General features: G+C 73.7%; 9 protein-coding genes. 4 read left to right on the top strand and 5 right to left on the bottom strand.

All coding sequences use genetic code 11. From position 1 onward, the window contains the following. Positions 1-2: 2 nt before the first annotated feature. Positions 3-518 (bottom strand): protein phosphatase, encoded by a 516-nt coding sequence (locus AB0G56_RS15695; RefSeq protein ID WP_360969371.1) that lies wholly within the window; start codon positions 516-518, stop codon positions 3-5. Positions 519-621: 103 nt separating this feature from the next. Between AB0G56_RS15695 and AB0G56_RS15690 the strand changes: the two genes are divergently transcribed. Continuing rightward, positions 622-1,461: a nuclease-related domain-containing protein gene (locus AB0G56_RS15690; RefSeq protein WP_360969369.1), complete on the top strand. Its 840-nt coding sequence runs from the start codon at positions 622-624 to the stop codon at positions 1,459-1,461. Positions 1,462-1,648: 187 nt separating this feature from the next. Here AB0G56_RS15690 and ligD read toward each other — a convergent pair whose 3' ends face one another. Further along, a complete protein-coding gene (gene ligD, locus AB0G56_RS15685; RefSeq protein ID WP_360969368.1) occupies positions 1,649-2,536 on the bottom strand; it encodes a non-homologous end-joining DNA ligase in 888 nt (295 codons plus the stop codon). 84 nt (positions 2,537-2,620) lie between these two features. On the opposite strand from ligD, the gene AB0G56_RS15680 reads away from it, so the two are divergent. Next, positions 2,621-3,712, top strand: coding sequence for a Ku protein (locus tag AB0G56_RS15680; RefSeq protein WP_360969367.1), 1,092 nt, complete (start codon positions 2,621-2,623; stop codon positions 3,710-3,712). A 26-nt stretch (positions 3,713-3,738) separates the two neighbouring features. Here the strand turns inward: AB0G56_RS15680 and AB0G56_RS15675 are convergent, their stop codons facing one another. Then, positions 3,739-5,544 carry a beta-ketoacyl-[acyl-carrier-protein] synthase family protein gene (locus tag AB0G56_RS15675; RefSeq protein ID WP_360969365.1) on the bottom strand — a complete coding sequence of 602 codons (1,806 nt, stop codon included), beginning with the start codon at positions 5,542-5,544 and terminating at the stop codon, positions 3,739-3,741. Between the two features lie 345 nt (positions 5,545-5,889). On the opposite strand from AB0G56_RS15675, the gene AB0G56_RS15670 reads away from it, so the two are divergent. Next, positions 5,890-6,621 (top strand): hypothetical protein, encoded by a 732-nt coding sequence (locus AB0G56_RS15670; protein WP_360969364.1) that lies wholly within the window; start codon positions 5,890-5,892, stop codon positions 6,619-6,621. A gap of 433 nt (positions 6,622-7,054) precedes the next feature. Here the strand turns inward: AB0G56_RS15670 and AB0G56_RS15665 are convergent, their stop codons facing one another. Both AB0G56_RS15665 and AB0G56_RS15660 read right to left on the bottom strand, forming a co-directional pair. Further along, positions 7,055-8,227, bottom strand: a complete 1,173-nt coding sequence (locus tag AB0G56_RS15665; protein ID WP_360969362.1) for a hypothetical protein — start codon at positions 8,225-8,227, stop codon at positions 7,055-7,057. Next, positions 8,224-9,777: a phenylacetate--CoA ligase family protein gene (locus tag AB0G56_RS15660; protein ID WP_360969360.1), complete on the bottom strand. Its 1,554-nt coding sequence runs from the start codon at positions 9,775-9,777 to the stop codon at positions 8,224-8,226. The genes AB0G56_RS15665 and AB0G56_RS15660 overlap by 4 nt, the downstream gene beginning before the upstream one ends. Before the next feature lie 730 nt (positions 9,778-10,507). Here AB0G56_RS15660 and AB0G56_RS15655 point away from each other — a divergent pair. After that, complete coding sequence (locus tag AB0G56_RS15655) at positions 10,508-12,727, top strand: M4 family metallopeptidase (protein WP_360969358.1); 2,220 nt, start codon at positions 10,508-10,510, stop codon at positions 12,725-12,727. Positions 12,728-12,890 lie beyond the last annotated feature (163 nt).

Here is a 12,890-nt window from a genome sequence, read left to right as displayed (position 1 = left end):
GACTACTCGGCCGGCTCCCCCAACTCCTCCAGCAGCCGGGCCGTGGCCAGCCCCGCCCGCAGGTACTCGGCGAACAGCTCGTTGTGCAGGGCCCACCGCGAACGCCGGGCGCGGATCAGCCGGATCGCCTCCTCGGCCCGGTACCCGCGCAGCACCAGGGCATGGCCGACGACCAGTCCCGACCGGTTGTACCCGGACCAGCAGCGCACGAGGACCCGCCCGCCGGAGTCCAGCGCGTCGCACGCGGCCTGCGCGAGGCGCATCACACCGGCCAGCTGCGTGCCGTCCAGCGGACCGTCGGGAATCGGCCACACCTGGTGGGCGACTCCCGGGTCGGGGCCGTGCCCCGGGAGCCTCAGCAGCGTCTGCACCAGGTCGAACTCGTCGTGCACGGCGACGGACTCCAGCCGCCCCGAGCCGCCCCTGAACTCGTGGCCGCCCATCCACAGGCCGGGCACGATCTCGCTCCACGGGCTCTCCGGAGCCGGTACGTCGGGCTGACTTCCACGGGTCCGCAACGGCGCGCCTCCCCAACTCCCCACCCCACGGCACCTCAAAGGTAACCGCGTTCTTGCCCAGGGAGCACCCCGCCTGTTCCCATGGGCGTAGGGGTGATGGCGCATGAGCGGACCACGTCGACAGCCCGGACCGGCCGGTCCGGGCCGCCTGCGCGTCGTACCGGGCGGACACCGGGGACGGGACCGGCTGTACGTCAGCGCCCCCGACGGGCGCACCGTCGCCTGGTACGACCGCGAGGCCGCGCGGGTCCACCTGCTCGCCGAGGACGAGCGGGCGGACGTCCTGGAGGCGCTCGGCCCCTTCCTCGCCGGCCCGGTCGCGGTGGGCCCGCCCCCCGTCCCCACGCCCGCCGACCTCGCCCGGCTGAGTCTCCACCCCGACGACGACCTGGCGCCCAACCGCCCCGGCGAGGCGCTGCTAGTCGCCCTCGACCGCGACCCGGTCCCCGCCCACCGGCTCCGCCCGGACCCGCGCCGCCGGGCGCTCACCGCGGAGCGGGCCGCGGGGGAGGCGCTCGACCGCCTGGAGGGCGTCGGCTGGCGCGTCCTGCACTCCGTCCCGCTGCCCGGCGGCGACCGCATCCACCACCTGGTGATCGGCCCCGGCGGACTGTTCGCCGTGCACTGCCTCTACGCCCGCAAACAGCGCGTACGGGTGGCCGACCCGGCGGTCGTCCTGGGCCGCCAGGAGCCGGAGCCCGTGCTGCGCCGCGTCCGCGCCGCCGCCGACCGTGCCTCCCACGCCCTCACGGCCGAGGTCCACCCGCTCCTGGCCCTGACCGGCCCGGCCGACCTGCGGGTCACGGCCCCGCCGCGCGGCGTCCGCATCCTCCAGGACAGCGACCTGGGGGACCTGGCCCGCCTGGGCGGGATCCTGAAACCGGCGGACGTGGAGGCCCTGCACGCGATGGCGCGGGACCGCAGGACATGGACGCGGGTCTGACCCGCTCGTCGGCCGAAGCCCGGGGACGGCGGCTTCCGGCGGCTTCCGGCGCCGCAGCCTTCCGCCGCACCGCAGCCGCCCGTGGCACAGCGGCAGCCCGTGGCACCGCAGCTTCCCGTGGCACCGCAGCTTCCCGTGGCACCGCAGCTTCCCGTGGCACCGCGGCGACCCGTGGCACCGCAGCCGCTCACGGCACCTCCGGTGCCCCGCCCCCCTCCGGGTCCAGGAGGGGGGCCAGCAGGTCGCCGAAGTCCTGGACGCGGGGCGCGATGTCCCCCGCCTTGAAGTCGAGCCGTTTCGGCGTGCGGCAGTCGGCGACCTCCTCCCATGTCACCGGTGCCGACACCGTAGGTTCCGCACGCGCCCGCAGGGTGTAGGGCGCCGCCGTCGTCTTGCGCGCGGCGTTCTGGCTCCAGTCGACGAACACCTTGCCCGGCCGCAGACTCCGCGTCATCCGGTGCACCACGAGCCGGGGCATCGCTTTCTCCGCCTGAACGGCCAGCCCCTTCGCATACGCCGAGGTGCGCTCCGCGGACGCCCCGCGCACCGCGGCCAGCAGGTGCAGCCCCTTGGACCCGGAGGTCTTCGCGTACGCCTCGATCCCGTCCGCCGCCAGCCGTTCCCGCAGCCACAGGGCCACCCGGCAGCAGTCGACCACGGTCGCGGGCGGCCCCGGGTCGAGATCGAAGACGATCCGGTCGGCCTCGCCCGGCGCCCCGATCACCCACTGCGGCGTATGGAACTCGGTCACCAGGTTGGCGGCCCACATCAGGCTCGGCAGGTCCTGCACGAGCACCATCCGGGCCGGGCCCTCCGAGCGCGGCACCTCGGCCGTCGTCACCCACTCGGGCGTACCGGCCGGGACGTTCTTGACGAAGAAGACCTGGCCGGCCGGCCCGTCGGGATACCGCAGGAAGGACAGCGGCCGGTCGCGCAGGTGGGGGAGCAGCACGTCGGCGACGGTCGCGTAGTAGTGCAGCACCTCGCCCTTGGTGAACCCGGTGGCGGGATACAGCACCTTGTCCAGGTTGCTGAGCGCGAGCCGTCGCCCCTCCACCACTGTGATCGGCGCCATACGATAAGAAAAGCACGTACATCACGTGAAACCTGGACAACAGAACGAAAAGCCCCGCCGAACCGACCCCGGAAGGTGCTGCACGTGCGATCCATCTGGAACGGCGCGATCTCGTTCGGCCTGGTCAGCATCCCGATCAAGCTGGTGAACGCCACCGAGAACCACACCATCTCCTTCCGCCAGATCCACACGGAGGACGGCGGCCGGATCCGCTACCGCAAGGTGTGCGAGCTGGAGGACCGCGAGGTCACCCAGGGGGAGATCGGCAAGGGGTACGAGGACGCGGACGGGTCCATCGTCCCCATCACCGACGAGGACCTGGCCCATCTGCCGCTGCCGACCGCGCGGACGATCGACATCGTGGCCTTCGTGCCGGCCGACCGGATCGACCCCCTCCAGATGGAGCACGCCTACTACCTGGCCGCGAGCGGCGCCCCGGCCGCCAAGCCCTACACCCTGCTGCGCGAGGCCCTCAAGCGCAGCAGGCGGGTGGCGATCGCGAAGTTCGCCCTGCGCGGGCGCGAGCGCCTGGGCATGCTCCGCGTGGTGGACGACGTCATCGCCATGCACGGCCTGCTGTGGCCGGACGAGATCCGCGCCCCGCAGGGGGTGGCCCCGGAGACCGACGTCACCGTCCGCGACCAGGAGCTGGACCTCGCCGACGCCCTGATGGACACCCTCGGCGAGGTCGACCTGGCGGACCTGCACGACGAGTACCGCGAGGCGCTGGAGGAGGTCATCGCCGCGAAGGCCTCCGGCGAGGCACCCCCCGAGGCTCCCGGGCCGGCCCCCGGCGGCAAGGTCCTCGACCTGATGGCGGCCCTGGAGAACAGCGTGCGGGCGGCCCGGCGGTCCCGGGGCGAGGAGGAGGGGGAGGCGCAGGCCGCGGGCGGGGGCGCCCAGGAGGCCGGGACCTCGGCGGAGGCCGAGGTCAGACACCTCCCGCGCCGCAAGGCGGCCCGCTCCGCCCCAAAGAGGACGGCGTCCGGGAAGGGGGCCGCGAAGAAGACGGCCTCCTCCGCGAAGAAGACCGCCTCCGCGTCCGCCTCCGGTGCCGGGTCGGCCAGGAAATCGACGTCCAAGTCGGCGCAGTCGAAGAAGACCGCGTCGGCCGGCAAGGCGACCGCGAAGAAGACCCCGGCGAAGAAGGCGGCGGCCCGCAAGCGCACGGCTTAGCGCGGCAGGGCCGACGCCCGCAGGGCTCAGCGCACGGCCTCCTGGTGCGCCGCAGGAAGCCGCCGCAGAGCCAGTACGGCGTTGTGGCCGCCGAAGCCGAAGGAGTTGCTGAGGACCAGGTCACCGGCGCCCGGCAGCGCGCGCGGCCCGCCGGTGACGACGTCGAGCCCGATCTCCTCGTCGACCTCGGCGCAGCCGGCGGTCGGCGGTACGACACCGTGGTGCAGGGTGAGCACGGCGGCGACGGCCTCGACGCCGCCCGCCGCCCCCTGGAGGTGCCCGAGGTGCCCCTTGAGCGCGGTGACGGGCACCTCGCCGCCGCCCGCCCCGAGCACGGCCCGCAGCGCCCCGGCCTCGGCGAGGTCGCCCTCCGTGGTGGCGGTGGCGTGGGCGTTGACGTGGACGACGTCGACGATGTGCCCGCCCGCGTCCCGCACGGCCCGGCGCAGCGCGAGCGCCACACCGCCGCCCGACGGGTCGGGCGCCGCCATGTGGTGCGCGTCGGCGGACAGCCCCCACCCGGCGGCCTCGCAGTAGATCCGGGCGCCCCGGGCACGGGCGTGCTCCTCGGACTCCAGGACGAGGATGCCGGCGCCCTCCCCGTTGACGAACCCGGCGCGGTCCTTGGCGAAGGGCCGCGAGGGCGACGCGCCGTCCGCCGGGCTCAGGTCGGACAGGGCCCGCATGGCGGCGAACGACGCCATGATCGCCGGCGTGACGACGGCCTCGGCGCCCCCGGCCAGGGCGACGTCGACGCGGCCGTACCGCACGCGGTCGACGGCCTGTCCGATCGCCTCGGTGCCGGAGGCGCAGGCGCTGGTCACGGTCCGGGCCTCCCCGGTGATGTGCAGGTCGAGCGAGACCTGGGAGGCGGCCTGGGAGGGCACGGTCATGGGGGTGGTGAGCGGGGACACCCCGCGCGGCCCCTTCTCCCGCAGCTTCCGGTCCCCGCCGACGAGGACGGAGGCATCGCCGAGGATGGCCCCGAGGCTGACGCCGACCCGCTCCGGATCGAGCCCGCTCTCCCGGGTGCCGCCCTCGGCGAACCCGGCGTCGCCCCACGCCTCGCGGGCCGCGAGCACGGCGAACTGGGCGGCGCGGTTCATCCGCCGGGCGGCGGCCCGGGGCAGCAGGGCGGCGGGGTCCACGGGCACGACACCGGCGGTGCGTACCGGCAGGTCCGCGAACTCCTCGCCCTCCAGTTCCCGTATCCCGTGCCGCCCGTCGAGCAGCCCCTGCCACAGCTCGCCCGTCCCGCAACCGAGCGGCGTGATGGCTCCGAGCCCGGTCACGACGACCCGCCGCGGCCCGGCCGCCGAGGGCTCGCGTGCGGGGCGACCGTGGTGGCGTACGACGTATCCCGCGCGGTCGGCGTCGGCGGCCCAGCCGCGCACGACGTCGTCGGAGACGGTCTGCGCCGTCCTGGTGTCCAGATCGCGGTGCCAGCGGCCCCACCGCCGCCGGTACGTCACCTCGACGCCCTCCGGGTCGACGGCCCGCAGCCGGGTGACGACGTCCCCGTCCCGGAACTCGACGGCGTCCAGCCGCGGCGACGACACGGCGGGCACGGCCGCGACGTCCAGCCGGCGCCCGGCGACGACCACCTCCTGCCCGCGCGCCAGGACCACGTCACGGTCCGGGCCGCCGAGCGGGGGGCGCAGGGTGACGTGGATCGTCTCCGGCGACTCGGGCAGGGTGTGCATCACGACACACCACTCCTGCCGCTCGGCCTGCGCGAGTGAGAGGGCGGCCAGATCGCCGGGGACGACCTCGGCGGCGGTAACTGCGTGGGGGTGGAGGGGGACTTCTGGCGTATCGGATGAAGTGGACATATCCGTACTGCTTCCTGTGGCCCGAGATGTCGTGCGGCGGACTATCCAGAGTTAAGGGGGCAAATTGCCAGAAAGGCATGAAAATAGATACGGGTCCCAAACAGGACGTCTGTGCGAATATCAGCAAGTGCCGTGCATACTCCGCGGGTTGGCGCCGCGCCGTGGCGGGGGTGTGCGCCGGCTCACGCACGCGGAGCGGGTCCGGGGTGTTGGCGTGTGACCTACGGCACGTCAGACGCGGGGGCGGGGTGCGGGCGGGGGCCCAGTGGCGGTCGGGGCCGTGAAAAAAGAAGGTGAGGCCGGTGCCTCCGGCGGGCTAGGTTGGCGGTGCTCGAAGGGGGAACCGTGACCAAGCTCAACCAGATCATCGCTGTCGAGAAGGGCGTCAAGAGCAAAGCGCTCCAGGACGGCGCGGCGGCACACCAGAAGGTGCAGAAGCCCGCACTGCTCGCCGGCATCTCGCGGACGTACCAGCCCAAGGACGAGGAGGGCGAGCAGCTGCCGCCCGAGTCCACCCGGGTGCAGGTCAAGGCCGAGGAGATCCTGCGGGAGACGGCGGCCTCCCTGACCCGGCTGTTCGACGTGACCGCGACGAAGGACTGGGCGAACCGCACGGCCTGCGCGGACGTCACGGTGGACGGCCGGACCGTCATCGCCGAGGTCCCGGTCAGCTACCTGCTCTTCCTGGAGAAGCAGCTCACCGAGCTGCACGCCTTCGTCAGGAAGCTCCCGGTGCTGGACGCCGCCGAGTCGTGGACGCTCGACCCGTCGACGGACTGGTGGAAGACGGACCCGGTGCGCACGATCCGCACGAAGAAGGTGCCGCGCAACCACGTCAAGGCGGAGGCGACGGACAAGCACCCCGCCCAGGTCGAGGTCTACCACGAGGACGTCCCGATCGGTTACTGGACGACGGTGAAGTTCTCCGGAGCCCTCCCCGCGCGGCGGGTGAACGAGCTGCTGGACCGGGTGGAGAAGCTCCAGCAGGCGGTGAAGTTCGCGCGCGAGGAGGCCAACGGCACGGACGTCACCGACCAGCGGGTGGGGGACGCGGTGTTCGGCTACCTGTTCGCCTGATCCGCCCGGCGGACCACGGTGGCTCCATGATCGCCCCCGCGTGCGAGCGCGGGGGTGCGCAACGGACGCGGACCGGATTGAGCACCGGTACGCGTCGTGAGCGCAAGCTGAAACTGACGTTCAGCCTGAATCACGGGGCGGCGGGCCGAGACTCGTCGCCGCGCTCAGACTCAGACTCTCGCTCAAGCTTCAGCATTCGCCACCGATCGCCGGTGCGACCGGGTACGGACGACCGCCGCCGGATGCGAGTTCGACTCTCGCCTGCACCTCTTCGCGGTGCGGTAGTTCAAAGGAAGAACACGACGGCCTGAAAAGGATCCGTACTCTTAAACGCCATCGGCGTGCGCAATGGGGTGGCAGCCCCAGGAGCCCGGGAGCTGGATACGCCTCCCGGGCTCCGCCGCGTTCTGCCCCGCCGGGCCCGTGCGTTCATTCACAGGAGCCGGGCCACCAGCCCTCCGGCGCCCGTATCTCCCTCCTTCCCGTCCTCCCCGTTCCTCCCGTTCTTCCCGTCCTCCCCGCGCTCGCGGGCGTCGCGACGGGCCAGCCCGGGGGAGGCACCGGTCCCGACGACACGACCGTCGCGCAGGACGACCCAACTGCCCTCTGCCGGCGCTCCGGAGGCCACCGGACCGCCGGAAGCCCCCGGACCGCCGGAAGCCGCCGGAACGCCGGAAGCCGCCGGAACGCCGGAGGCAGCCTGCCGGCCGGACGCCGTCAGGCCGACGGCCGCGGTCAGTCGGGCATCCGGCCCGAGAGCGCCCGGCCGCGGCGCGGGCGCCACCGCACCCGCACGCCACTCGGCCGTGGTCCGCTCACCGCCCGCCCGCCGCGACCACACCAGGTGCTGTACGACGATCAGCGGCCCCAGCGCGGTCAGCAGCGGAAAGCCCTCCGTCAGCGTCCCCGCCGCGAACAGCACGCTGACCGCACTGGTGACGACGACCCCGACGGCCCCCGCCAGCAGCGCCGCGCCCCGGCCGTACGCCTTCGCCGCCACCAGCGGGAACAGCACGAGCAGCAGCAGGTCCCCGAGCCCGACGGCGACCGGATGCGCGCCGCCGGTGAGCGCGAGCAGCGGGGCGAAGGGCCGCCCGCGCACCTGCTCGAAGAAGTTCCCGGTGACGTCGGTCAGCGTGGTGGCGACCAGGTCGTAGCAGGTCAACGCGGCGGCCAGGGAGGCCACATGGGCCGAGCGCATCCCGCTCTGCGCCCAGAGGTTGGCCACGCCCACCACCGCGACGGCCAGCAGCACGTCGGTGCCCACGCGCACCCAGGCCGCCGTGGACCAGACGGCGGCCCCCGCGGTCGCGCCGGTCGCGGCGAGCGCCAGGCACCAGGCCCAGCGCCCTGAGCACAGCGGCGCCAGCGTGAACTGCACGGCCAGGCAGAACACCAGGCCGAACAGTGCCGACACCCAGGCGCCGGGCAACCCGGCGTAGAACAGCGGCGCCACGACCACCCCGACGCAGAGCACGGCGATGTCCGCCGGCGCGTAGACACCCACGGGGGGCCTGGGCATGACGACGCGGGCCAGGTAGGCACCGGCCACGGCCATGAGCGCGGCCACGCAGCAGCTCAGCGCCACCAGGGCGGCCCCGTTCACGCGGTGCCCCCTTCCTCGCAGGCCGCCGCGCCGCCGTGCGCGGCCACGGCGGGCGTACGCCCGGGCCCGGGCCGGTCGGGCAGGCCGGGCCGGGCCACCGCCTCGAAGCTGTGCTCGCGCAGATCGGCGCGGAGCGGGCTGGTGGGCGGCATCGCCGACCGGTCGTCGTACAGGACCAGCCCCGCCAGGGGCAGCCCCGCGGCCGCCGCCCGCTCCTCCAGGCGGGCGCGCAGCGCGGTGGCCGGCAGTGCCGGGACGAGCAGGTGCACCAGCGCGCCGCCACCGGGCTGTTCGGTCACCGCGTACCGGGCCGGCAGCGGCACCTCGGGCTCGGCCTCGATGAGGTCGAGCAGGTCGCGGGTGGTCAGGGCGGTGCTGAGCTGGCCGGTCCAGCGGCCGAGGACCTCGGAGGTGGCGGGCAGGTGGGCCAGTTCGCAGCCGGGCGCGGTGGCGGGCCTGCGGACCAGGTCACCGGTGGCGTAGCGCAGCAGCAGGGTGCACTCCCGGTAGGGGAAGTACGGCGTGTGCACGATCACCCCGGTGCCGCCGGGCGGCGTCGGCTCCCAGGTCCGCGGGTCCAGGACCTCGAGGTGGCCGAACTCGGTGGTGTGGTGCAGGTGTCCGGCGCCGCACGGCGTACCCCCGGAGGGCAGCGTCTCGGTCATCAGGTACGAGGACGTCACCCGCGCTCCGAACACCGCCTCGGCGCGTTCGCGCAGCGGGCCTGACAGCACCTCGCCGCCCACTCCGACGCTGCGCAGCCCGAAGTCCCCGGGCCGCCAGCCGTCCCGCTCGGCCCGGTGCACCAGCGCGGAGAGGTAGGAGGCCGAGGTGCTGAGGTGGGTGATCTGGGGCGCCTTGCCCGGCAGTCCGAGCGGCGCGGCGAGCCGGTCGAGCGCGAGGGCGGGTTCGAGCGTGCCGAACTGGAGGAAGGATGCGCCCACCCGGGTCGTCGACTCCTCGGCGTTGAGCAGCGGAAGGGTGGCCCGGGAGCAGCCGGCGTAGGCGAGGGTGTGGTGCGGGCGCAGGCCCATGCCGAGGACGGCCGAGATGGTGCTGAGCGCGATGGTGACGTCGAGTTCGGCGCGCGAGTACCAGACCGCGGTGGGGGTGCCGCTGGTCCCCGTGGTGAGGGCGGCCAGCGCGGGCCGCGCCGCGGCGGACACGAAGGCCCCGGGCATGCCGCGCAGCGCCTTCTTGGGCGTGACGGGCACACGCCCCCAGCTGTCGGGACCGGTGCCGTCGGCGTACGGGTCGAGGGCGTCGGCGTCCAGGCCGAGTTCGCCGAACAGGTGCCGGTAGTAGGCGGTGTGCCGGACCGCGGCGCGCGCCGTGGCCCGCAGACTCCGCCGGGTGACGGTCCGCCGCACCTCGGGATCGATCTGCCCGGCCTGCCCCGGCAGCAGCGCCGAGTCGGCCCCGGGCGCGCCGAACTCCTCCAGCGTGGCGACCAGGTCACGGGCGATCCGCTCCAGGTCCTGCGGCCGGATCCTGCTGTTGCGCAGCACGGCCATGCCGTAGCGGAGCTGACTCAGGGCGGTGCCGAACAAGGGGAGCCCTCCTGACGGGCCGACGTACCGATCGCGACGGGACTGAGGAACCGGGTGCCGGGGAAGCGGTGGGACGGACGGAGGAACCGGCTTGCGGTGAACGGCCCCGGTACGGACGGAGAACCAGGCACCGGCCGCGCACCGCGCGCCCGCAGCCCCTCGTCTCCGCCCGTACCGTGGCCCGGAAATCAGGCCATGTGCGCGAACATCGCGGCGGACAGGGTGCTCAGGGCGTACTTGAGGTAGTGCTTGACCATGGTCGGAACCTCCTCGCGAGGCGCCGCCGATCGGGCGGCGCGAGCCTGATGACGAACGACCGGCCGGATCCGGCCGGAGAAGCAGCGGCAGTCTAGGAACGGGCACGAGCAGCGCACCAGACATCTTGCGCGGATAAATCGCCTGAACCTTCGATTATTTACGGAATCCCTGAGTCCGCATGAGTCCGTACGGGTCCGCATGGGTCCGCATGCGTCCGTACGGGTCCGCATGGGTCCGCATGGGTCCGTGCGGGTCCGTACCGGGGGCAGGCCCTTCCCCGCGATAGGGAAACCCCTCACCCTCGCCCCACTGCCTGTCCGCCCCCGGCTCCGGTTCCCGACACTCGTGCGTCGGCTCCGCTCCGTTCGTGGGCGGGGCCGACGGCACCCGTGGGTGTGCGCTGCCTCCCTCACCGCTGTGCGACGCAGTGGCGGGCGTTCACCCGCACGAGGCGAAAGGAACTCCCCGTCCCATGGACATACCAAGAGCCGCACGTCTGCTGACGGTCACTCTGGCCTGCGTGTCCGCGTCCGCGATCGCCCTGCCCGCCGCCGTGGCGGCGCCGGCGTCGCAGCCGCGTCCCCACCCCTCCGCCCCCGCCGCCGGTCCGGCGGCCTTCGCGGCGGCACCGTACACCGCGAACCCGGCGCCCGCCGTGCGCGGCCGCGTCGTCGACGACGCGCGCAAGGCGCTGGCGGCCCACGCGGGCGCCGCCCACAAGGCCGCCGGGGACGCCTTCTTCGTCCGGAACCTGGTGGTCGACCGGGACGGCTCCGCCGCCGTCCGGTTCGACCGGAAGTACAAGGGGCTGCCGACCTACGGCGGCGACGTCATCGTGCACCTGAAGAAGGACGGCACGTACGCGTCGCTGGCCACCGGATCGCAGGCGTCCGGGGCGGTCTCCACCGAGCCCGCCCTGCCCGCCTCGCGCGCCGCGAAGGTGTCGAGGGCCAGGTTCGACGGCCGTGTCGAGTCCGTGTCCGCCTCGCACCTCGCCGTCCAGATGAGGGGGCCCCGCGCCGCCCTGGTCTGGGAGACCGTCGTCAGCGGTGTACGCCCGGACCGGACGCCGAGCCGCCTGCACGTCCTGGTGGACGCCCGTACCGGCAAGGTCGTACGCACCAGCGACGAGGTGGACACCTTCGCCGCCGAGGGCGCCGCGCGCACCGCACGCGCGGGAGGTGCCGCAGCCCGGGCCGCCGCCCCGAAGGCCGTCGCCGCGCAGGCCGCCGCCGCGCAGGCCGCTGCGGGCAGCGGCCAGTCGATCTACAGCGGCCGGGTCTCCCTCGACGTCACGCAGTCCGGCAGCGGCTACTCGATGCAGGACCCGGTGCACGGCAACGGCTACACGACCAACCTCAACCACGCCACCAGCGGCACCGGTTCGGTCTTCACCAGCTCCAGCGGCAACTTCGGCAACGGCTCCGACAGCGACCCCGCCTCCGCCGGCGTCGACGCGCACTACGGCGCGGCGAAGACGTTCGACTACTACAAGAACGTCCAGGGACGCAACGGCATCTTCGGCGACGGCCGGGGCGTACCGTCGCGCACGCACTACGGCAACGCGTACGTGAACGCCTTCTGGGACGGCTCCCAGATGACGTACGGCGACGGTCAGGGCAACGCCCGTCCGCTGGTCGAACTCGACGTCGCGGGACACGAGATGAGCCACGGCGTCAGCGGCGCCCTCACCGGCTGGGACGAGACCGGCGAGACCGGCGGCATGAACGAGGGCACCAGCGACATCTTCGGCACCATGGTCGAGTTCTACGCGAACAACCCGGTGGACACGCCCGACTACACCATGGGCGAGCTCATCGACATCAACGGCGACAACCGCCCCCTGCGTTACATGTACAACCCGTCCCTGGACGGCCAGTCGCCCAACTGCTGGAACAGCGGCAACGGCAGCCTCGACCCGCACTACTCGATGGGCCCGCTCAACCACTGGTTCTTCCTGCTGGCCGTCGGCAGCGGCGACCACGGCTACGGCAACAGCCCCACCTGCAACAGCTCCACGGTCAACGGCATCGGCAACGACAAGGCCGCCAAGATCTGGTACAAGGCGCTGGCCTCCTACGCCAACAGCAGCGAGGACTACCACCAGGCCCGCATCGACTCGCTGAAGGCGGCCGCCGACCTGTACGGCGCGCACTGCGCCGAGTACGACACCGTCGAGGCCGCCTGGGCGGCGGTCAGCGTCACCGGCGCCGACCCGGTACCCGGCCCGGGCAACTGCGGCGGGCAGCCGGGCGCGCCGTCGGTGACCAACCCGGGCAGCCAGAACGGCACGGTCGGCACCGCCGTCTCCTTGCAGATCCAGGCGAGCGACCCCGGCGGTGAGAAGCTCACCTACAGCGCGACCGGCCTTCCCGCCGGGCTGTCGATCGACTCCTCCACCGGCCGCATCACGGGCACGCCGACCACCGCCGGCACCTCCTCCGTGACCGTCACGGCGAAGAACACCGACAACGCCACCGGCTCGGCCTCCTTCACCTGGACCGTCACCGGCGGCGGCACCCCGCCCGGCGGCTGCGGCGACCTGCCGGCCTGGAGCGCGACCACCGGCTACACGCCGGGCGACCAGGTCTCGTACGACGGCCACAAGTGGTCCTCGCAGTGGTACTCGACCGGCGCCGAGCCGGGCGCGCCGGGTTCCTGGGCCGTCTGGAAGGACGAGGGCGCCTGCTGACCCAGCGCATGGCAGCTTACTGACAACTCCTTGACACGACCGGGCCGTCGGTCTCCCCGCCAGCGGCCCGGTCCGCACGTCCGCCCACCGTCCGCCCCCGGTGCCGGCGGCCTTCATTGGTCTTGACCTTTCACCGAGGGCGGTCCTACATTCGGCGCGGCGC

Origin of the sequence: Streptomyces sp. NPDC021356, assembly GCF_040641015.1 — a bacterium.
GTDB lineage: Bacteria > Actinomycetota > Actinomycetes > Streptomycetales > Streptomycetaceae > Streptomyces.
This window is presented reverse-complemented; position numbering and strand designations above follow the sequence as displayed.